This window comes from Sediminibacterium sp. FW305-C-49, assembly GCF_058231085.1.
In genome coordinates this window covers 151142-171273 of record NZ_JBIQXS010000002.1, presented here as the reverse complement: position 1 = coordinate 171273, position 20132 = coordinate 151142, and the positions used below count along the sequence as shown (strand labels likewise).

Sequence of the window (20132 nt, the reverse complement as noted above, 5' to 3'; positions counted from 1 at the left end):
TAGTTGTTGTGTTAATCTGCGTCTTTAATACTTCCGGATCTTTTTCCAAATCCCATTTTAGCGGGAACCAGAAATGCTCTCCGGAAAATCAACTGTCCTCTTTCCAGGCTCATGAAATTCATAAACCCTGTTCCAAGTCCGGTTGCATTCTCCTTTAATATATAATACAATGGACGTGCCAAAGGGTACTGTCCATATGAAATAGTTGCCTGTGAGGGCTTTGCGAATATATCTTTTTCCTCACATTTAACACATTCTACCAATCCCAACCTGATTTTTTTCAGGTATGCCAGTTGAACCGGATCATAACTGTCCGATATCCAGCTGATTCCTACAAAACCTACCACATCTGTTCTGGAAGCTACCACATCCAGTACATTCTGGCTATTCTTTGCTGCCACTACATTGGCGCCAAAACTTTCGGCTTTCAGGATACTGTCTTTCAGATAACGAACCGTACTGGTTGCTTTATTGCCATCCATCACGGCTGTAATTTTATCCTTACCGCTCAGGATATCGCGTAGTTTGCTCAGGGTGAAAATGCTGTCGGGTGATTGCCTGTTTACAATAACGGCTACTGCATCATATGCCAATACCCCATATTGCGGGAAATAAGACAACTGATTCTCAAAGAACGATGCTTCTTCTTTCGTTAATCCGCGTGCCACAATTACCATCCGGGTACTGTCTTTTTGTAAATCCCTGAAACAATCCGATTCCGGTTTATAGGAAACCTGGATATTGGTTTCAGGAAAAGACGATTTATGTACCCTCAGTTGTTCTTCTATGACCGGTTTAAAACTCTCATCTACACTTATATTGATCGTTCCCCTGGTTGGTGTATCCGTGTCAGTCTTTACTTTATCAGCACTGTTACAGGACAATAACCATGAGAACAGAAAAAATGATCCTACCGTATAAAAAAATCCTTTTCTCATTTTAATAATCCCGCTTAATTCCTCTGTACAACCTGTATCCGCCATATAACACCGATACTGATCCCATCAAATATCTGTACATCGGATCTACCAGCATTAATTGTTCAATCTTCAGGGGCTCTGCCAGCAAAAGAATTAAAGCCATTCCCAGAATGAATACGGCCATTGACAGGTCATAAATCATTCTCATCATCCTGTAACTTTTCTTTTGCTTCTCTCTGAAATCCTGTTCCATATGGCCTTTTTTGTACCCGGGGTGGGCAATTTAGTTAATAATTTAATTTAGTCGTTGAAATCAAGTGTTCATTTTACAATAAAATATTCCTGATTTAATAGTAAGATGCACCCATTTTATCTTTCCATAATATCCAATGTTAAACTCACTAATAACCGTTAGTTGTTTTATAGTTTTTTTTATCATGCGTAAAACATAGAGTTCGTTTACAGATTCGGGCAAACAGCTTTCTGCCAACGGAACATTATCTTTGCCGCCATGAAAGTACTGATGGTCTGCCTGGGTAATATTTGCCGGAGTCCGCTTGCGGAAGGCATTTTACAGTATAAAGCCATGCAGGCAGGTCTTAACTGGAAAGTCGACAGTGCAGGTACAGGAAATTATCATATTGGAGAACCACCCCATGTCCTTTCCCGGAAAGTGGCCGCACAGAATGGGGTCGACATCAGCCAGCAACGCTGCCGGCAGTTCAGGGCTTCAGACATGATTGATTTCGACAGGATTTATGTAATGGATCATGATAATTACTATGAAGTAAAAAGGATGAGCGGGCCAATATGGGATGAAACAAAAACCATGTTAATCCTGGATGAAATAGATGCTGTTGAGAATGCGGTACCCGATCCCTGGTATGGCACTGAGAAAGATTATCATCATGTATTCGGATTGTTATCGGCAGCCTGCGACAGGATTATTGAAAAATACGGCCCAGTTAAATAAGAAAATGATATGAGTAAACCCGGCTTACCACAAGGAACCAGAGATTTTAGTGCATCGGTGGTGCGTAAACGCAACCATATTTTTCAAACCATCAGATCAGTATTTGAATTATATGGTTTTCAACCACTGGAAACACCCGCCATGGAAAACCTCGATACACTCATGGGTAAATATGGCGAAGAAGGTGACAAACTGATTTTCAAAATACTCAACAACGGTCTTGATAACCCTGCCAAACACGAGCAGGCCAGGACAGACTTTGAAAAAATACTGGAAGGAAAAAATAACAAAGGCATCACTGAAAGAGCACTTCGTTACGATCTGACCATCCCTTTTGCTCGTTATGTGGCCATGAATTATGGTCAGTTAACCATGCCCTTTAAAAGATACCAGCTACAGCCTGTATGGCGTGCTGATCGTCCGCAAAAAGGACGTTACCGGGAGTTTTACCAATGTGATGCTGATGTGGTAGGAAGTAACAGCTTACTGAATGAAGTTGAACTGACACATATTTACGCTTCAGTTTTTGAACAACTGAATGTACCTGTTGAAATCAGAATCAATAGCCGTAAGATACTGGCCGCACTCGCTGAAATATGTGGCGGTGCTGATAAAATGATTGATATCACGGTCGCCATTGACAAACTGGATAAAATTGGTATTGATAAAGTAAAGGAAGAGCTGGCACAACGCGGATTAAACAATGAGCAGGTGGCTGTGATTGAAAAATATTTGACCATCAGTGGAAGCAATGAAGATAAAATTGCTCAGCTCTCCAAATTGATTGGCAATCTTGAATCGGGTAAAAAGGGACTGGAAGAAATACAATATGTATTATCGAACTGTGCGTTGGCAAACAGCAAAAATCAACTGGTAGCAGATTTTACGCTTGCGCGTGGTTTAAATTATTATACGGGCATCATCTTCGAAGTAAAAGCATTGAATGTACAAATGGGTAGTATTGGCGGTGGCGGTCGTTATGATGATCTTACCGGTTTATTCGGCGTACCCAATGTACCCGGTGTGGGTATTAGTTTTGGTGTAGACCGTATTTATGATGTGATGGAGGAACTGCAAGTCTTTCCTGATACTGTTCAGATTGGCACCAAAGTTTTATTCTTCAACCTGGGTGATGCCGAAAGCAAAACCGCTTTCGGTTTATTACAGCAACTCAGAAAAAATAATATCGCTGCTGAACTTTTTCATGAGGCAAGCAAATTTGACAAACAGTTCAAATACGCTGAAAAGAAAAATATTCCTTACGCCATTATTATCGGATCAAAAGAACTGGAACAGGGCACTTGTATTGTAAAAGACCTCAGCAAAGGAACACAGGAAGAAATGGCGCAGTCCGGTTTGGTGAATTATTTCAGCTGATAGCTATGGCCAACCCCTACTAGCTATCAGTCATTCGCCTATTCTGGCACAATATTGGCATATCATAGCAAAATAACGTTATGAAACAGCCGATATGGATACTAGCTGCCTGCATGCTGCTCATAATGAGTTGTGGAAGAAAAACAGTACCTGCAAAAACAACCACAGCAAGAACAAGCACTGTTCCTACAACCAAAGCACCTGCACCAAAAGATTTGCCCGTAGCAACTGTTCCTCCTAAAGAGGAGAATGACAAAACAGGTACAAAAAGCGAGGCAAAAGAAGAGCTATTGCCAATGGTTGTGATTGATGGAATGGGAAATATCATCACCCCAAAAGAAAAACTGCCCGAAGAAATTGCCGCAAAAGCAGATTACAGGATACTCAGCCGGGCTTTTACACCCAACCAGCGTACCAACCTGGTATATCGTTATAAAATAGTCCCCCCGCGTATTTTATTTGTACCTGAAAGTTATATTAAAACCACTACAAGGGGTAAATATGTAGTATACAGAAAAAAATTCTGGTACTGGCAAAAAGAAGACGGGTTGTTTTACCTTGATGAAACTTACTATAAATAAGAAAGAGCCAATGGCCCTTTCCTTATTTATCATTGATCAGATCAACTTATTTCCGTTGAAAGAACAGTTGTCGTTTCAGTAAAATCGAAGATGAACGATCAAATGCAATACCATCCGATTTTGTACCTTCTAATGCATACCCACCTGCATTGATACTTACACCAGTTACTTTTTTATTGGCATCTCTTTTAAACTGGGCAGTTCCTTCAAACGCAGTGATGGAAAACTGATCCTCACCCGTTTTAACCAATGCTGAATTACCCACACTTGACCCCATTACAAGGCCATCTCCTTCCATGCTTACTGTTACTTCAGTAACGATACTGCCTTCAGGAAATTTATATTTCCCTACAAAATCATTTAAAGTACTGTCTTTGGTTTGTGCTTGAACAAAAGCAACTGCTCCCAATAAAAAGCAGAGCATCATCAATTTTTTCATAAGTACCAGGTTTTAGTTTTTAGCGTAACGGTTTTAGGATGTAAAAGTTACAGAAAACAAATCAGAAAAACAGTAGTTTACAAAAGCTTCATCTGTTGAATTTATAATCCTTCATAAATAACCGCTGCCCCCTGCCCTACCCCTACACACATCGTGGCAAGTCCATACTTTGACTGTCGTCTGCTCATTTCATGTAGTAAGGTGGCAGAAATACGAACACCGCTGCAACCCAATGGATGACCAATAGCTATTGACCCTCCATTCACATTAATTTTTGAAGCATCGAGTTCCAGATCCTGTATACAAGCCAGGCTTTGTGATGCAAAAGCCTCATTGAGTTCAACAAGGTCAAGATCTTTTACGGAGAGCCCGGCTCTTATCATGGCTTTCTGTGAAGCAGGTACAGGACCAATGCCCATAATAGCAGGATCAACACCTGCCACACCCATACTTACTACTCGAGCCATTGGCTTGAGGTTGAATAGTTTTACTGCTTCTTCGCTTGCGAGTATCATGGCAGCGGCACCATCATTGATACCTGATGAATTTCCGGCCGTAACCGTACCATCTTTTGCAAATGCTGGTTTTAAAGCCGCCAGTTTTTCCATGGAAGTTTCACGTGGATGTTCATCCTGGTTAAACCATGAAATCAACCTGTCATTGATCATTTCAACAGCAACTATTTCATCATCCCATTTCCCGGCCCCAAGTGCATCAAAATATTTTTGTTGTGATGCAAATGCAAAAGCATCCTGTTCCTCTCTCGAAATTCCCCAGTCTTTCGCCACATTTTCTGCTGTTTCCCCCATACTGTAGGGATGATACATAGATGCCAATTTCTTATTGACAAAACGCCATCCGATAGTTGTATCAAAAGTTTCCACTTTTCTGCTGAAAGCACCTTCTGCTTTGGCTGTTACAAAAGGTGCTCTTGTCATACTCTCCACCCCCCCTGCTATATACAGCATACCTTCTCCACACATAATGGCGCGGGAAGCGTCCATTACTGCCTGTAAGCCACTGGCACATAAACGGTTAACCGTATTACCACCCACAGTTACCGGCAAACCGGCCAGTAAGGCTGCCATACGGGCCACATCTCTATTATCTTCACCTGCCTGGTTGGCTGCTCCGGCAATTATATCTTCAAAAGCAGCCGGATCAATGGTATTGTTTCTTTGCAATAAAGCTGTAATAACATGTGCCAGCAAATCGTCCGGACGAATAGAGCTCAATTTGCCGCCATAACGTCCAATCGGTGTACGCACCGCATCAATAACATAACAAGCATTCATAATAAAGCAATAATTGATGCGCAAGATAAAAGGAATGTAACAGAGAAACAGAGAAATGTCTAATATCGAATATCGAAGTGATACCTCCGTTGAATGTTGAATATTCATTATTCGACATTTCTCTGTTTCTTGGGTATCTTTGCAGGATGAATACGGAACTACCAAATATCAGGCACCTGAGTATCAATGACTTGGAAGATTATTTCAATGGCATTGGCGAGAAAAAGTTCAGGGTGAAACAGGTGCATGAGTGGTTATGGCAAAAACATGCACATAGTTTTGATGACATGACCAACCTGAGCAAGGACCTGCGGGCCAAACTTGCCCAGAACTTTAGCTTACCCGCTTTAAAGGTTGATGCAGTGCAATACAGCGAAGATGGCACCATTAAAAGTCGCTTTCGCACACATGATAATCATTTGATAGAAGGTGTATTGATTCCTACCGATGAAAGAAAAACGGCTTGTGTCTCTTCACAGATTGGCTGTAGCCTGAGTTGCAAATTCTGTGCAACAGGATATATGGATCGTAAACGTAACCTTACCTATGATGAGATTTACGACCAGGTGGTTTTGATTAATAAAGAAAGTGAGGAGAAGTTTCAGAAAAAATTATCCAATATTGTTTTTATGGGCATGGGCGAACCCCTGCTCAATTATGGCAATGTACTTAAAGCAATTGAACGTATATCGGCTGAAGACGGATTGTTTATGAGTTCGAGAAGAATTACTGTTTCCACAGCAGGTGTTGCCAAAGCCATCCGGAAACTGGGTGATGACCAGGTACGTTTTAAACTAGCCCTTTCTTTACATGCCGCCAATGATACCAAGCGTAATGAAATTATGCCCATCAATGAAACCAACAATATCAAGGTGTTGATTGATGCGCTGAATTATTTCTACAAGCAAACCGGAAACGAGATCACTTTTGAATATATCCTCTTCAAGAACTTTAATGACTCACAGAAAGATGCAGAAGAGTTGATTAAAATATATCGCCAGGTTCCTGCTGATCTTGTAAATATTATTGAATACAACCCGATTGATGCTTTCAGGTTCACCAAACCGGATGAAGAAGGCATACAAAACTTTATGCAGTTTCTTGAATCGAACCGTGTGAATGCACGTTTGAGAAGAAGCCGTGGAAAAGATATTGATGCCGCCTGCGGACAATTGGCGAACAAAGGGTAAAAGCTATAAGCCACAAGCTTCAAGCGACAAGCTACAAGGAAGGTGAATCTTATTACCAAATTTTCTTGCAGCTTGTAGCTTGCGGCTTGAAGCTTTCTTCCGATCCTGTTGTAAAACAGCAAAAACAAAAACATGAAAAAAAGAACAGACAACTTCAACAAGTTTGCCGATAAAAAGAAAGGCAGCGCCATTAAAGAAGCTTTCCGCCAGGAAAAGAAAAAAATAAAAGCTGAAGCCAGGGCCGCAGGTGAAGAAATGCGGAAGAAGAAGATCGAAAAAATGAGGGGAGAGCAGGAGAAAGCTACTAGCTTCAAGCCGCCAGCTGCTAGCAAGGGAAAAGGTAAAGCTGCGGGCTTTGAGCCGCGGGCTGCGAGCAACCATAAAGTAGGCAAAAAGCAGGGTGGATATACAAAAAAGAATAATCAACCAGAACCACAAGCTGAGAATATTGCCTTACAGGGCAAAGGTTCAGATGAACAAATGCCTTTAAATAAATTTATTGCGCATGCTGGTGTTTGCGGCAGAAGAGAAGCTGCTGAGTTGGTGAAAGATGGTAAAGTAACTGTTAATGGTGATAAAGTATTTGAACCGGGCTATAAAGTATCTTCCAAAGACAAAGTTGTTGTGAAAGGGAAACAGGTATTTCTGCAAAGAAATGCGGTTTATATTTTACTGAATAAACCCAAAGATTATATCACCACTGCCAACGATCCTCAAGGCAGGAAAACAGTCCTTGACCTGATTAAAAATGCCACACCTGAACGGGTCTATCCAGTAGGTCGCCTAGACAGAAATACTACCGGTGTACTTATTCTCACCAATGATGGTGAGCTGGCACAAAAACTTACGCATCCTTCTTTTGAAGTAAAAAAAATTTACGAGGTTACACTTGACAAACCAGTCATAAAAAAAGACCTTGAAGCTATTTTAAGTGGTGTAACGCTGGAAGATGGTTTTGTGCAGGCAGACGCCGTAGGGTATGCTGATGACAAACAGAAGAATATTATTGGTATTGAGATACACAGCGGTCGCAACAGGATCGTTCGACGCATTTTTGAACACCTGGGTTATGATGTGAAAGGACTGGACCGCGTAATGTTTGCCAATCTCACCAAAAAAAATGTGGACCGCGGCAAATGGCGTTTCCTGAATGAGAAAGAAGTAAGACTGCTGAAGTTCATGAATAATTCCTTTTTGAAAAAGAAAGTCAATAGTCAATAGACCATGGGCCATGGACTATGGTCTATTATTTAGTTATGCGTCCAGATATCATTTTCGAGAATAATTATTTTGTTGTGGTTAATAAGCCTTCAGGGTTATTGAGTATTCCTGATCGCTTAGGACAAGAACCCTCGTTGAAGGACTTCTTAAAATCGCGTTACGAGCATATTTATACTGTTCACCGCTTAGATAAAGATACCAGTGGCATCATTGTTTTCGCCAAAGATGAAGAATCACATAAACAGCTCTCCCTGTTATTTGAAGGAAGAGAAGTAGAAAAATTTTATCTGGGGCTTGTTCATGGTAAACTGATGAATGAAAGCGGTAGCGTTGATGCTGCCATTATGGAACATCCGGGTAAGATTGGAAAAATGATTACTCATGTAAAAGGAAAATCTTCCCTGACTGATTATTCCGTTCTGGAAAGTTTTCGTTTATATAGCTGGCTACAGTTCCAGATTCATACCGGTCGCACACACCAGATTCGCGTTCACATGCAACACCTGGGACATCCGATTGTTTGTGACGAATTGTATGGAGACCCTTCTCCTGTTTTATTGTCTGCATTAAAGAAGAAATTCAAATTATCGAAACACGACGAGCAGGAGAGGCCATTGATGAATAGACTTGCGCTGCATTCACACAAACTAAGTTTTACTTTTAATGGAGAAAAGTTTGAATTGGAAGCAGAACTACCCAAAGACCTTAGGGCTATGTTGGCACAGTTAAGAAAGATTAAATAACAGAAGAACAGAGAAATATTCAATATTGAATTTCGAAGTTGGGCATTTCTCTGTTCTTCTGTTCCTTTATTTATTCGTTTTTATACACCACTCCATTTTTCATCACAAACTTCACTTTCCCCATTGCGCGGATATCTTTTACGGGGTCGCCATCGATGGCGATAATATCGGCCAGTTTATCTTTTTCAATAACACCAATTCTGTCATCACCCAATAAATCGGCAGCATACAAAGTGGCTGAGCGAATAGTTTCTAATGCGGGCATTCCTCCTTCATTCATGTATACAAATTCAAGCCAGTTTTTTCCGTGAGCATATACACCTGCATCGGTACCAAAAGCAATTTTTACTCCGGCTTTATACGCATTGGCAAAAGTGCCCTGAATTTTTGGTCCAATAGCCAAAGCTTTTGGTGTTACCAGTTCATGGTAATAGCCAGGTTTCTTGGCTGAATCGGCTACAGATCTGCCCGCAGTGATGGTAGGCACATAATAAGTTCCCATTTTTTTCATCAGCTGCATCACTTCTTCTGTCATATAAGTTCCGTGTTCGATGGAGTTAACACCTGCATTTACGGCTCTTTTCATAGCTTCTGTACCATGACAATGTGCGGCTACTTTAAACCCATAATCTTTTGCCGTTTCTACTATCGCTTTTATTTCAGCTTCAGTAAACTGCGGGTTCTCACCACTCTTGGCGACACTCAACACTCCACCAGATGCAGTAATTTTTATCACATCACTCCCTTCTTTATACCGTTGTCTTACAGCCTTAGCAGCTTCATCAGCTCCGTTTACCACTCCTGCATCAGGACCAGGGTCTCCCATTATATCTCTCCTGTAACCGTTCGTAGGATCAGCATGTCCACCCGTTGTTGCGATAGATTTTCCGGCTGTGTACACACGCGGACCTTTGATCAATCCTTTATTAATGGCATTACGTAATGAAATATTTACCCCACTTCCACCAAGGTCGCGAACTGCGGTAAAACCTGTCATCAATGTTCTTTCGGCAAATACAACAGACTGGTACGCATAATCTGCCGGATTGAATGTAAATGTTTCCATGTACTTACCCGGATTGGTTTCACTTTCCATATGAACATGCATGTCGATTAAACCCGGCATCACTGTTTTTGATTTCAGGTCTATCAGTTTATCGCCTGCTGCTCCTGCAGTATACCCTTTCTGAACATCTATAATTTTATTTCCATCTGTGATGATGGTCATTTCTTTGAGTAATTGCAGGTTCTTAACATCTACCAGTTGACCGCAATGAATGACGGTTCGTTGCGCTATTGATGACGACAAAATCAATACGCCAGCAATTACTGTTAAAAATTTTCTCATAATGAAACTTTGGTGTTTAGTATAGTAAGATACATAATGTTTTGAACTCTCCTCTTCACATACTTTTTGAGAACAGATAGCTTGTCCCCTTTAGTCTTTACTTACCTGTTTTTTTCTTAACAGTTCTTGCTTTCTGAAGAAGAGATTTTCCAAATTTATTTTTCACATCATCAATCGCTTTATAGAGTTCGTTTTTCTTTTCGGCATCATCAAACAAGCTACCCTGAACCGCATGATTGGTTAATTCGCTTAAACGAACTCCCAGTAAACGAACGGGTTGCCCTTTTCTGTAAAGTTTATGGAAGAGATCAATAGCCACCGGTATCAGTTCATCATCCCGAAGGGTATAATCGATAGTGGTTTGCCTGGATGTAGTTTCGAAATCAGGGTAGCGTATTTTAACGGCTATACAACCTGTTAACTTTTCATCCTGCCGCAATTCATAGGCTACTTTTTCTGTCATCCGAACCAATTCACTTAAGAGGAAATCAACATCAGTCTTATTTTCTTCGAAAGTATTTTCGGTTGATATAGATTTTGCTTCATGGTATGCATGTACTTCTCCAAGATGTATTCCTTGCGATTTATACCACAAATCCGAACCCCATTTCCCAAGTTTTTTCTCCAATACTTCAATAGGCGTTTCACTTACATCCCGAATGGTATGAATACCCATTGCCTGTAAGGTTTTGAAAGTATTTTCACCCACCCCAGAAAATTTATTTACGGACAGGGGTGCAAGAAAAGCTTTTTCCATCCCCGGTTTTATAAACAGGTACCCATTGGGTTTGGCTTCATCGGTTGCAATTTTTGCCACCATTTTATTGGTCGCCAATCCGAAGGAAATGGGTAACTGTGTCTGTTCAATAATCTCTGTTCGCAGATAAATTGTCCATTGGTAAGGATCAAAATATCGATCCATCCCTGTTAAATCAATATAGAACTCGTCGATAGATGCTTTTTCAAACAAAGGTGCTTTTGCAGCTATGATTTCTGTTACCCAACGGGAATAACGACTATATTCCCCTCTTGTGCCCCGGGTTAGTATTGCATGCGGACATAAACGCATGGCCGTTTTCATGGGCATAGCACTTTTTACGCCAAATTTCCGGGCCTCATAACTACAGGTGGTAACCACTCCCCTGTCTTTCGACCCACCAACAATTACAGCCTTTCCTTTCAGGGATGGGTCATTCAGTATTGCTACGCTTACAAAGAAAGAATCGAGATCAAGATGGGCTATATATCGTTGTGGAGCAGACATGTTCTCAGCTAAGATAAAAATTTAGTTTATCCTGCCCCGAAACAATCCCACGTTTATGTGATTGTAACACCAGCAGGTGTTTGTACGTTTGACCACAAATTACATTTGATGAAACTTTTTCTTTTAGTCCTGTTATCCATACCAACCATGGCTATTAACGGACAACAGGCCATTGCTTTTGAGCAAAAACACCCACAGGATTTTTTTCATAAAAAAATAGCCAAAGAACAGGTTGAGAAAGATTTCAGTTTTTGGCTGGAGACGATGGAAGTTTCGCATGTAAACCTGTATCATACCATCGGTAAAACACAGCTTACCACCTTATTCAGCGATTTATTGAAAAAGCATAGCGATAGTCTTTCGCACACCCAGACTGTTTTTTTATTTAGTCGCCTTAGTGCCGCTTTAAACGAAGGGCATCTGGGTCTCGTAAGTAGTCGCATTACCGATAGTTTATATAACAATAGCTTACGGTTTCCTTTTATGATCCGTAAAGTAGAGAAAGATGGCTGGCATATTTCCTATGATCTCAGCCAGGCGCAGCAGCTCGATATGAATGATAAAATCGTTCGTATCAATGGAATTGCTATCGAAGAATTGAACAAACGCTATCTCCAGCTATTTGGCGGCCTCGCTACATGGAAACTTGAGCAGATTGGTTTTTACAGTCGTAAACTTTTGTTTCTGGATGGCATACATAGTCCTTTTCAAATTGAAGCCATCAAGGAAAACGGTGAAAAACGAAGTTTCACTGTATCGGGTTTTCCGCGTTCTCAGGCGGATAGTATCAATCGTGTTTTGAGTGCCAAAATGAATAGTCAGGGCAATAAGCCTTATGAGTTTCGTTTTTTGCCTGAAGGCATTGGTTATCTCAATTACAGAAGCATGCGTAATGACAGATCTGAACCGTTTGAAAAATTTCTCGATGAAACATTTGCAAAATTAAATGACAGTAGTGCAAAAGGATTAATCATCGACCTGCGCGAAAATGGTGGCGGCGATTCGCAGTTAGGAGAATTATTACTTCGTTATTTCAACCGTAAACCGTACATTTTTGCCGGGGGTATGAAATGGAAAATCAGTGCCCCATATAAAACTTTTCTCAAGGGGCAGGCTAATTACAATGAGGCAGATAATCGTTTTTATATGAGCCAGAAAGATGGCGACACCTATGTTTACATCAATAAGGAATTGAAAAAGCCGGAGATTAAAGAGCCTTTCTTTTCCGGTAGAGTTGCTTTTCTGATTGGCACAGGTACTTTCTCCAGTGCCAATATGTTGGCCGATGGTGTAGTAAGTTACCAGCTTGCCAAAACCTTTGGCGAACCCACCGGAGAATCGCCCAATGATTTTGGAGAGATGTACAACTTCATGCTCCCCAACAGTTATATTATTGCAAGAGGTTCTACCAAGATGTTTACAAGAGCCAATAAAGATGAAAAGGATTTCGGCCCTGTTATTCCCGATGTAGTTGTACGGCCAACATCAGCAGATCTTACGCTAAAAAAAGACAGGGTGCTGGAAACTGCCGTAAATTGGATATTAAATAAATAACCTTGAACGCCGATACAAACGCCTTAGCTGAACTAAGACTATTCTGCAATAAGATTCATCCCTTACAGGATGACGAGTGGGAAAATTTTGCCAACTGCTGGCAGCCTTTTTCTGCCAAAAGAAAAACCATGCTCACCAAGCAGGGAGAAACAGAACGATACCTGTATTTTGTAACAGAAGGTGTACAACGTGCTTTTTATGCTGGTGATGATGGCAAAGAAGCAACCATTGTATTTACTTATCCATTCTCCTTCTCCGGAGTAGCCGATTCTTTTTTAACACAAACCCCTTCGAGGTTTTTTCTCGAGACACTTACCCAAAGCGAATTTATCAGGACCAGCTACCAGCAGGTAAATGAACTGATGATGCGTTACCATAATTTTGAGACACTGATCAGAAAAGCTACCAGTTTTTCACTGGCTGGTGTGCTGGAAAGACAGATTGAACTACAATGTTTTTCTGCCGAAGAAAAATTCAAAGTGTTGCTCAATAGAAGTCCGCATGTACTCAGGCTTATCCCACATAAATATCTTGCTTCTTACCTGGGTATCGATGCAACGACTTTTAGTAAGTTGTTGGGGAAAGTGAGGATAGGGGGAGCGTGAATGGTGAATGGTCAATCGTGAATAGGGGAAACTCCTTCATTCACGATTGACCATTCACCATTCACTAAAATCTTGGCGCAGGCCAAGATTTTGGTCGACATGTCGTTGCAGCTTTGCTGTAACAAAAACAAAGCAAAATGCCTACCTATTTATCAAACAAACTCCTGGTTGAATTACAGGAACAAACAGAATCTTTTTTAAACAAAGCCATCAGCGAGTGGCAGATGATCAGACATAGCCAGTTTGGATACAAAGTGGCTCCCGAAAAATGGAGTGCCACACAATGCCTAGAGCACCTCAATAGTTATGGTCGTTTTTATTTACCTGAAATGGAAAAAGCCATCCATCAGGCAAAAGAAAAAGGATGGGTTGCTTCCACACATTTCAAATCGGGTTGGCTGGGTAATTATTTTACTAAACTGATGATGCCCGGCACAGATGGTAAGGTTGGAAAGAAAATGTCATCACCCAAAAATCATTACCCGATCAGCAATGCAGACAGCTATAAAGTAATCGCAGAATTTATTGAGCAGCAGGAAAAACTATTACAATTACTCGATGTGGCACAAGCCATTGATCTGAACAAAGCCACCTGTGCTATTTCTATTTCAAAGCTGGTAAAACTGAAGCTGGGTGATACTTTCCTGTTTTTTATTGCTCACCAGTACAGGCATATTCTCCAGGCAGAAAGAGCCTTAAAAGCGGCCGATGTAGCAACCGGGGCAAGTATTCTTGAATTTGATCTGAAGAAGCTGGTAGTATAGTTTAAAGTCCATGGACCATGGTCTATGGACTATTTGTTATTACCCTTCTCTGTAAATATCCAATAGTCCATCGGGCAAAACCACATGAATTTCTTTTTTCTCATGATCAATACCATCAAGGGTCTCTTCATGTAATGGTATCAATGCTTCGTTACCATCGAGCATTAGTTTTAATAAAACCTGGTGGGGTTGTTCAATTACTTCTTCAACCGGACCCAGGTTTTCATCTTCATCTGTAATGACAGTATAACCTAACAATGAAATAGGTGATGATTTACCGGCGAGTTTACGGAAATCCGCATCTTTTAACCACACGTTGCGTGTGCTTATTCTTGCGGCAGATTCTTTTGTATTCACTCCTTCGAGTTTCACATACATTTCATCATTGTCTTTTGCTTTGGAGCTTTCGATAAAATAAGGCAGGTATGATCCTTTCTGTTCTTCTACAAATAACACTTTCACATCTTTCAATGCAGTTTTTTTTCCAAGTGCGTGTTGTACGATCACTTCACCTTTCAATCCAAAACTTGCTACTATACGACCTATGTGAATGTATGATTCCATGTTGCAAAAATAAGGTAGGGATTTGAGGATGTCAGATGGCAGATCTCAGATTTATATTGGTAATGTATTTAAATCTGAGATCCGCCATCTGACATCTTCCATAAATTAGAAAGCCCCGACATTGCTATCGGGGCTTCTTTGGAGTATGTTGAACTCATCGTGATTAAGCTTCGGTAGTTCCTTCAGCGGGAGCAGATTCTTCAGCTTTAGCTTCCACCTTTTTTACAACAGGTGTATAAACTCTTTTTGCACGCTGGTTTTTTCTGTGCTCTTCATTACGACGGGTAATATTTGCTTCATGCTCATTATGCCATGCCTGGAATTTGGTCATAGCTGTTGCATCATCAAACAGACCCAGTTTCACACCTCTTAACAGGTGTTTCAGGTACAACACTCCCTTGAAAGAGAGGATTCGGCGAACTGTATCGGTGGGTTGAGCACCTTTATTCAACCACTCCAGGGCTTTTTGACGGTCTAACTGGATAGTTGCTGGAACAGTCAGCGGATTGTAAGTTCCGATCTTTTGGATGAACTTACCATCCCTTGGAGCACGGCCATCGGCCACTACGATAAAGTAGAACGGACGTTTTTTGCTGCCGTGTCTCTGTAATCTCATTTTTACTGCCATGTTAAATAGAAATTTATAGGCGTTAATAAATAGGGTGAATCAGGCGGCAAAAATAAGTGTTTAGACCTATAATTCCAAAGCTATCACAGATAGAAAAGTTAAGATAGTGTTACCGTATCAATACAACCGTACCTCTGAATACTTTCGTACGTCCGCCCGGACCAGTATAAGTGAAGGTCCAGACATAAGTGCCTTGTGGCTGATCTACCGCTTTAAAACGGCCATTCCAGCCTGACTGGGGCTGGCTGGTTTCAAAAATCACCTGCCCGGCCCTGTTGTAGACCCTGAAAATGAAATTGTTAATGGCTGTACTGGCTGTTGGTTTTAATATATCATTTTTTCCATCTCCGTTCGGGGTAAACCCTGATGGAACGTATACTGTATCACAAACCACCCCGGGCATATTCTGCTCGGTAATGGTTACGGGTGTCGAATCAATCAAACAATTGTTTCCATTGCTGATGAGGGCCATATAATTTCCAGGAGCCAATCCTGAAGCCTGCTGTCCAGCCTGGTATGCCTGTTGGTTAATACGGTAAAAATAGGGTGCTTCGGTACCAATAACGGTAACGGTCAGTTTTCCTCCCCCCTGCCAGCAATCTGCCGGTATCATACTCCATTGCACATTTACAGGTTTGGCTACATATGGTTGAATGGTTGCAGTTCCCGTAAAAATGCATCCCTGTGCATCTTTTACAGCAACAGGATAATTACCTGCCGCAAGGTTCTGGTAACTCGTAATGTTGGTATAAGCTGAGTTATTGAAACTGTAGGTATATGGTGCAACTGTTCCTGTAAGATTGATTTGCAAGGACCCGTTTGCTTTGGTTCCACAATCGGGAGAATTACTGAGATAAGAAACCACCGGGGGCACTGTGGTTTGAAGTGGAACTGTTACTGTTGTATCATAAATACAGCTTGAAGTAATAATCTGCAACTGGTGAGTACCTGCCAATAAATTGGTAAACTGATTAGAATTTTGAATGGCTCCACCATTAATTCTGGCACCCTGAATATTAACTCCTCCCTGATAATTAATCGTAATTGATCCATCTGCATTGGCGCAATTGGCACCGGTAATATTCAGAGAGGTAACAGGCATCGGTGGTTGAAAAGTACCTACCACAAAACTGGTATCGAGTATACAGCCATTGGTTTCAATCACTTTTAATGATTTAGTACCCGCGCTTAAGTTATTAAATACATTTCCTGCAACATAAGCTGCATTCTCAACAGAAAAACGCATACCTGCATGATTGCTGATATTACTGATAGATACCGAACCCTTCAAGGCACCACAGGTATCGGGCAATGTTGTCATACTTACCTGTATCCTGTCTACATAAGGCACCACAGCGAAAGTATCTTTTGAACAGCCTTCAGAACTTGTCACTTTTATCGGATAGTTACCTGTTGGGAGATTAGAAAATACCGCAGTTTCCGTTGCAGGATTATTATTGTATGAAAAGAAAAGTTTTGCTGATCCCGTGGCGCTGGTGGCAGCAACAGATACTTCACCCAAACCTGAATTGGCACATTGTGGTTTGATGCTGATGTTGTTGATATTGATGCCTTTTAACTCACCGGTTTCTGTAACACTTGCTGCATCGAATACCTGAAAACCAACGGTACAAAAGATGCCCAACACTTTTTTGTTTACAATATCCAATGCCACAATATCACTGCCTGTACCTGTTAAACTATTTGAAATAGCATATACTTTATTTTCATTACACCCACTTGAAATATTCATAATTCCCCAAAATGCATATCCTGGTGTTTCCATGTAGATAGTGCTGTTTGCCGGAGAAGCAATATTTACCTCTACCAGACTGAAATTGGGACTCGATTGATTCGGATTTGCCGCAAGTAATAATTTATCTCCAAAGAAAATAAGGTCCCCGGCTGCCGTAAAAGGAAGTGTACCCAACATTTCAGGATTGGCCCATCCATTTGGTAGCCGATACAATATATTCCCTGATACCCAGTACAAAGTGCCATTTTTATCGGAAGTCATTGCATTACCGGTTGCTGTAATTCCCATAGATCTGCAAAGTGCCGGATTCTGGATGTCGGTTTCATACAAAGCTCCACCAGCATTACTATAATACACTTTGTTCTTGTATTGAGCAACAGAAAACCCGGGTACATTCAGGTTACAGAAATTGGTTTTTTCCTTGGTGACACAGGCTCCGTTTACAATATCAAAATCGTAAAACTTGCCGTCGGAAGCTACCAATATGGCGCTTTGTCCATTTACACGGTAATGGCTGGATAAGCTGATCAATAAAAGGGATATAAAAACCAGTAGCCGCATACGATCTTGTGTGAGGTTATGACACCACGCAAATGAAGAATGTTGTATGGGCCGGATAATTTATCGGCGCATACCCGGAAGTCTTCCTCCCATGGGCATATTGTTCATCATCTTCATCATCTGTTTCATTTGTTCAAACTGCTTCATGAAAGCATTGATTTCCGTAATATCTTTCCCACTTCCTTTTGCAATCCGTTGTTTCCGGCTGGGGGTGAGGCTATCAGGATTGGCTCTTTCATAGGGAGTCATAGAGCTGATCATCGCTTCAATACCTTTGAATGCATCATCATTGATATCTACATCTTTAATGGCTTTACCTACACCCGGTATCATACCCATCAGGTCTTTCAGGTTACCCATTTTTTTGATCTGCTGTAACTGATCAAGAAAATCCTGAAAATCGAATTGGTTCTTCCGAATTTTTTTCTCCAGTTTTTTTGCCTGCACTTCATCGTACTGGGCCTGTGCTTTTTCCACGAGCGTGGTAATATCACCCATCCCCAGGATACGCTGCGCCATCCTTTCCGGATAGAAAATATCAAGTGTATCGAGCTTCTCTCCGCTGCTGACAAATTTAATGGGCTTGTTAACCGTGTATTTAATGGATAATGCAGCACCACCTCTTGTATCGCCATCAAGTTTGGTTAATACCACGCCGGAAAAATCGAGACGATCATTGAATGCCTTGGCTGTATTCACCGCATCCTGACCCGTCATTGAATCTACCACAAATAATATCTCTGTAGGACTAACAGCAGCTTTGATATCGGCTACTTCTTTCATCATCGCCTCATCAATGGCCAGACGGCCGGCGGTATCGATGATGACTACATTTTTATTTTTTGCTTTGGCCTCTTTTATAGCATTCAAGGCAATGGCAACAGCATCTTTATTCTCACGCTCGCTGTAAATATCTACGCCTACCTGTTCTGCTAATACGGTTAACTGGTCAATTGCCGCAGGCCTGTAAATGTCTGCTGCAACCAGTAAAGGCGATTTTCCTTTTTTGGTTTTAAGGTAATTGGCCAGTTTTCCGGTAAAAGTTGTTTTACCACTACCCTGTAAACCGGCAATCAGGATAACGGCAGGGTTACCGGTAATATTGAAAGCGGCTTCTGTTCCGCCCATCAATTCCGTTAACTCATCCTGCACAATTTTTACCATGAGTTGCCCCGGGCTGATGGCATTGATGACTTTCTCTCCAACCGCTTTATCTTTTACCTTGTCGGTAAATTCTTTGGCTATTTTAAAGTTCACATCGGCATCAATCAATGCACGACGGATATCTTTTACCGTATTCGCAATATTAAGGTCATTAATACGCGACTCCCCTTTGAGGTTTTTAAACGCTGATTCTAATTTTTCCGAGAGATTCTGAAACATAATTCACTATTTCGGGTCATTCACCAATAAAAAAGTGAACCAATCTGAGGTTCACTTTAAGCGTTGCAAATATAGTACGGATTTGTTTAACCGAGATACACTTTCAGGTGTTTGCACCTGCTGGTACTTCTCAGTTTGGTAATAGCCTTATCCTTGATCTGCCGAACCCTTTCACGGGTCAGATTAAATCGTTCACCAATATCTTCCAGGCTCAGCGGATTATCTACCCCGATACCAAAGAAATAACAAAGCACATCTTTTTGCCTTTCCGTTAATGTTTTCAGGCTTCTTTCTATTTCGAGCCGCAGTGATTCATAATGCACGAGATTTTCGTCTGTTTTTTCCGCATTGGGATTTTCCATTACATCCATCAGGGTGCCGTCTTCTCCATCCGACAAGGGCGTATCCATACTCACATGTCGAAAACCTACACTCATGGTAGCAGATACCTCTTCGATACTCAGTTCCAGTAGATCGGCCAGCTCCTGTGCTGTTGGTTCGCGTTCAAATTCCTGCTCCAGTAACTGATAGGCTTTGCTGATACGGTTGGTGAGTCCTACTTTATTTAATGGAAGTCTTACAATACGGCTCTGTTCGGCTAAAGCTTGTAAAATGCTTTGTCTGATCCACCATACCGCATATGAAATAAATTTAAAACCCCTTGTTTCATCAAAACGTAATGCGGCTTTTATCAGACCCAGGTTTCCTTCATTAATCAGATCGGGTAATGTTAAGCCTTGGTTCTGGTATTGTTTGGCTACAGAAACCACAAAGCGAAGGTTCGATTTTACCAATCGGTCCAATGAACGCTGGTCTCCCTGACGAATTCGCATGGCCAGTTGCACTTCTTCTTCCGGACTGATGAGGTCTACTTTACCAATTTCCTGCAGGTATTTCTCCAGACTCTGCGATTCACGGTTCGTGATCGATTTCGTGATTTTGAGTTGACGCATACTCATGTTGGAA

General features: G+C 41.3%; 20 protein-coding genes. 9 read left to right on the top strand and 11 right to left on the bottom strand.

Going from position 1 to position 20132, the window contains the following annotated elements:
- Positions 1 to 11: 11 nt before the first annotated feature.
- Both ACH3Z1_RS08130 and ACH3Z1_RS08125 read right to left on the bottom strand, forming a co-directional pair.
- Positions 12 to 938 (bottom strand): PstS family phosphate ABC transporter substrate-binding protein, encoded by a 927-nt coding sequence (locus ACH3Z1_RS08130; RefSeq protein ID WP_490821390.1) that lies wholly within the window; start codon positions 936 to 938, stop codon positions 12 to 14.
- Between the two features lies 1 nt (position 939).
- On the bottom strand, positions 940 to 1173 hold the full coding sequence (locus ACH3Z1_RS08125; protein WP_490821389.1) for a hypothetical protein: 234 nt from the start codon (positions 1171 to 1173) through the stop codon (positions 940 to 942).
- Positions 1174 to 1431: 258 nt separating this feature from the next.
- Here ACH3Z1_RS08125 and ACH3Z1_RS08120 point away from each other — a divergent pair, with 258 nt between their 5' ends.
- The 3 genes from ACH3Z1_RS08120 (at position 1432) to ACH3Z1_RS08110 (ending at position 3851) form a co-directional block, all read left to right on the top strand.
- Complete coding sequence (locus ACH3Z1_RS08120) at positions 1432 to 1893, top strand: low molecular weight protein-tyrosine-phosphatase (RefSeq protein WP_490821388.1); 462 nt, start codon at positions 1432 to 1434, stop codon at positions 1891 to 1893.
- Between the two features lie 9 nt (positions 1894 to 1902).
- Positions 1903 to 3270, top strand: coding sequence for a histidine--tRNA ligase (hisS, locus tag ACH3Z1_RS08115; RefSeq protein WP_490821387.1), 1368 nt, complete (start codon positions 1903 to 1905; stop codon positions 3268 to 3270).
- Positions 3271 to 3350: 80 nt separating this feature from the next.
- The gene (locus ACH3Z1_RS08110) at positions 3351 to 3851 is read left to right on the top strand and encodes a hypothetical protein (RefSeq protein ID WP_490821386.1); all 501 of its coding nucleotides are present in this window, start codon (positions 3351 to 3353) and stop codon (positions 3849 to 3851) included.
- Between the two features lie 46 nt (positions 3852 to 3897).
- Here the strand turns inward: ACH3Z1_RS08110 and ACH3Z1_RS08105 are convergent, their stop codons facing one another.
- Both ACH3Z1_RS08105 and ACH3Z1_RS08100 read right to left on the bottom strand, forming a co-directional pair.
- The gene (locus ACH3Z1_RS08105) at positions 3898 to 4290 is read right to left on the bottom strand and encodes a hypothetical protein (RefSeq protein ID WP_490821385.1); all 393 of its coding nucleotides are present in this window, start codon (positions 4288 to 4290) and stop codon (positions 3898 to 3900) included.
- Between the two features lie 101 nt (positions 4291 to 4391).
- Positions 4392 to 5585 carry a thiolase family protein gene (locus ACH3Z1_RS08100; protein WP_490821384.1) on the bottom strand — a complete coding sequence of 398 codons (1194 nt, stop codon included), beginning with the start codon at positions 5583 to 5585 and terminating at the stop codon, positions 4392 to 4394.
- 146 nt (positions 5586 to 5731) lie between these two features.
- Here ACH3Z1_RS08100 and rlmN point away from each other — a divergent pair, with 146 nt between their 5' ends.
- From rlmN to ACH3Z1_RS08085, 3 genes are all read left to right on the top strand, one after another.
- The gene (rlmN, locus tag ACH3Z1_RS08095; protein WP_490821383.1) at positions 5732 to 6775 is read left to right on the top strand and encodes a dual-specificity RNA methyltransferase RlmN; all 1044 of its coding nucleotides are present in this window, start codon (positions 5732 to 5734) and stop codon (positions 6773 to 6775) included.
- A 132-nt stretch (positions 6776 to 6907) separates the two neighbouring features.
- Positions 6908 to 7996 carry a pseudouridine synthase gene (locus tag ACH3Z1_RS08090; protein WP_490821382.1) on the top strand — a complete coding sequence of 363 codons (1089 nt, stop codon included), beginning with the start codon at positions 6908 to 6910 and terminating at the stop codon, positions 7994 to 7996.
- Between the two features lie 35 nt (positions 7997 to 8031).
- Entirely contained in the window at positions 8032 to 8739 is a 708-nt protein-coding gene (locus tag ACH3Z1_RS08085; RefSeq protein ID WP_490821381.1) for an RluA family pseudouridine synthase, read from the top strand.
- A gap of 70 nt (positions 8740 to 8809) precedes the next feature.
- Here ACH3Z1_RS08085 and ACH3Z1_RS08080 read toward each other — a convergent pair whose 3' ends face one another.
- Both ACH3Z1_RS08080 and dinB read right to left on the bottom strand, forming a co-directional pair.
- Positions 8810 to 10087 carry a metal-dependent hydrolase family protein gene (locus tag ACH3Z1_RS08080; RefSeq protein ID WP_490821380.1) on the bottom strand — a complete coding sequence of 426 codons (1278 nt, stop codon included), beginning with the start codon at positions 10085 to 10087 and terminating at the stop codon, positions 8810 to 8812.
- A gap of 97 nt (positions 10088 to 10184) precedes the next feature.
- Positions 10185 to 11351: a DNA polymerase IV gene (gene dinB / locus ACH3Z1_RS08075; RefSeq protein WP_490821379.1), complete on the bottom strand. Its 1167-nt coding sequence runs from the start codon at positions 11349 to 11351 to the stop codon at positions 10185 to 10187.
- Between the two features lie 108 nt (positions 11352 to 11459).
- Here dinB and ACH3Z1_RS08070 point away from each other — a divergent pair, with 108 nt between their 5' ends.
- The 3 genes from ACH3Z1_RS08070 to ACH3Z1_RS08060 all read left to right on the top strand — a co-directional run bounded on the left by ACH3Z1_RS08070 (position 11460) and on the right by ACH3Z1_RS08060 (position 14274).
- On the top strand, positions 11460 to 12905 hold the full coding sequence (locus tag ACH3Z1_RS08070; protein WP_490821378.1) for a S41 family peptidase: 1446 nt from the start codon (positions 11460 to 11462) through the stop codon (positions 12903 to 12905).
- 2 nt (positions 12906 to 12907) lie between these two features.
- Entirely contained in the window at positions 12908 to 13510 is a 603-nt protein-coding gene (locus tag ACH3Z1_RS08065; RefSeq protein WP_490821377.1) for a Crp/Fnr family transcriptional regulator, read from the top strand.
- A 137-nt stretch (positions 13511 to 13647) separates the two neighbouring features.
- Positions 13648 to 14274: a DinB family protein gene (locus tag ACH3Z1_RS08060; protein WP_490821376.1), complete on the top strand. Its 627-nt coding sequence runs from the start codon at positions 13648 to 13650 to the stop codon at positions 14272 to 14274.
- A gap of 39 nt (positions 14275 to 14313) precedes the next feature.
- Here the strand turns inward: ACH3Z1_RS08060 and rimM are convergent, their stop codons facing one another.
- The 5 genes from rimM to ACH3Z1_RS08035 form a co-directional block, all read right to left on the bottom strand.
- Positions 14314 to 14838 carry a ribosome maturation factor RimM gene (gene rimM / locus ACH3Z1_RS08055; RefSeq protein WP_490821375.1) on the bottom strand — a complete coding sequence of 175 codons (525 nt, stop codon included), beginning with the start codon at positions 14836 to 14838 and terminating at the stop codon, positions 14314 to 14316.
- Between the two features lie 163 nt (positions 14839 to 15001).
- Positions 15002 to 15466, bottom strand: a complete 465-nt coding sequence (gene rpsP, locus ACH3Z1_RS08050) for a 30S ribosomal protein S16 (RefSeq protein ID WP_490821374.1) — start codon at positions 15464 to 15466, stop codon at positions 15002 to 15004.
- Between the two features lie 109 nt (positions 15467 to 15575).
- The gene (locus ACH3Z1_RS08045) at positions 15576 to 17783 is read right to left on the bottom strand and encodes a T9SS type B sorting domain-containing protein (protein WP_490821373.1); all 2208 of its coding nucleotides are present in this window, start codon (positions 17781 to 17783) and stop codon (positions 15576 to 15578) included.
- A gap of 60 nt (positions 17784 to 17843) precedes the next feature.
- Positions 17844 to 19166, bottom strand: coding sequence for a signal recognition particle protein (gene ffh, locus ACH3Z1_RS08040; RefSeq protein WP_490821372.1), 1323 nt, complete (start codon positions 19164 to 19166; stop codon positions 17844 to 17846).
- 86 nt (positions 19167 to 19252) lie between these two features.
- Positions 19253 to 20119, bottom strand: coding sequence for a sigma-70 family RNA polymerase sigma factor (locus tag ACH3Z1_RS08035; protein ID WP_490821371.1), 867 nt, complete (start codon positions 20117 to 20119; stop codon positions 19253 to 19255).
- Between the last annotated feature and the right edge of the window lie 13 nt (positions 20120 to 20132).

Excerpts from the sequence above, each read along its gene's own strand:
- ACH3Z1_RS08130 (WP_490821390.1), bottom strand. The coding sequence starts at position 938 with ATGAGAAAAGGATTTTTTTATACGGTAGGATCATTTTTTCTGTTCTCA.
- ACH3Z1_RS08125 (WP_490821389.1), bottom strand. The coding sequence starts at position 1,173 with ATGGAACAGGATTTCAGAGAGAAGCAAAAGAAAAGTTACAGGATGATG.
- ACH3Z1_RS08120 (WP_490821388.1), top strand. The coding sequence starts at position 1,432 with ATGAAAGTACTGATGGTCTGCCTGGGTAATATTTGCCGGAGTCCGCTT.
- hisS (WP_490821387.1), top strand. The coding sequence starts at position 1,903 with ATGAGTAAACCCGGCTTACCACAAGGAACCAGAGATTTTAGTGCATCG.
- ACH3Z1_RS08110 (WP_490821386.1), top strand. The coding sequence starts at position 3,351 with ATGAAACAGCCGATATGGATACTAGCTGCCTGCATGCTGCTCATAATG.
- ACH3Z1_RS08105 (WP_490821385.1), bottom strand. The coding sequence starts at position 4,290 with ATGAAAAAATTGATGATGCTCTGCTTTTTATTGGGAGCAGTTGCTTTT.
- ACH3Z1_RS08100 (WP_490821384.1), bottom strand. The coding sequence starts at position 5,585 with ATGAATGCTTGTTATGTTATTGATGCGGTGCGTACACCGATTGGACGT.
- rlmN (WP_490821383.1), top strand. The coding sequence starts at position 5,732 with ATGAATACGGAACTACCAAATATCAGGCACCTGAGTATCAATGACTTG.
- ACH3Z1_RS08090 (WP_490821382.1), top strand. The coding sequence starts at position 6,908 with ATGAAAAAAAGAACAGACAACTTCAACAAGTTTGCCGATAAAAAGAAA.
- ACH3Z1_RS08085 (WP_490821381.1), top strand. The coding sequence starts at position 8,032 with ATGCGTCCAGATATCATTTTCGAGAATAATTATTTTGTTGTGGTTAAT.
- ACH3Z1_RS08080 (WP_490821380.1), bottom strand. The coding sequence starts at position 10,087 with ATGAGAAAATTTTTAACAGTAATTGCTGGCGTATTGATTTTGTCGTCA.
- dinB (WP_490821379.1), bottom strand. The coding sequence starts at position 11,351 with ATGTCTGCTCCACAACGATATATAGCCCATCTTGATCTCGATTCTTTC.
- ACH3Z1_RS08070 (WP_490821378.1), top strand. The coding sequence starts at position 11,460 with ATGAAACTTTTTCTTTTAGTCCTGTTATCCATACCAACCATGGCTATT.
- ACH3Z1_RS08060 (WP_490821376.1), top strand. The coding sequence starts at position 13,648 with ATGCCTACCTATTTATCAAACAAACTCCTGGTTGAATTACAGGAACAA.
- rimM (WP_490821375.1), bottom strand. The coding sequence starts at position 14,838 with ATGGAATCATACATTCACATAGGTCGTATAGTAGCAAGTTTTGGATTG.
- rpsP (WP_490821374.1), bottom strand. The coding sequence starts at position 15,466 with ATGGCAGTAAAAATGAGATTACAGAGACACGGCAGCAAAAAACGTCCG.
- ACH3Z1_RS08045 (WP_490821373.1), bottom strand. The coding sequence starts at position 17,783 with ATGCGGCTACTGGTTTTTATATCCCTTTTATTGATCAGCTTATCCAGC.
- ffh (WP_490821372.1), bottom strand. The coding sequence starts at position 19,166 with ATGTTTCAGAATCTCTCGGAAAAATTAGAATCAGCGTTTAAAAACCTC.
- ACH3Z1_RS08035 (WP_490821371.1), bottom strand. The coding sequence starts at position 20,119 with ATGCGTCAACTCAAAATCACGAAATCGATCACGAACCGTGAATCGCAG.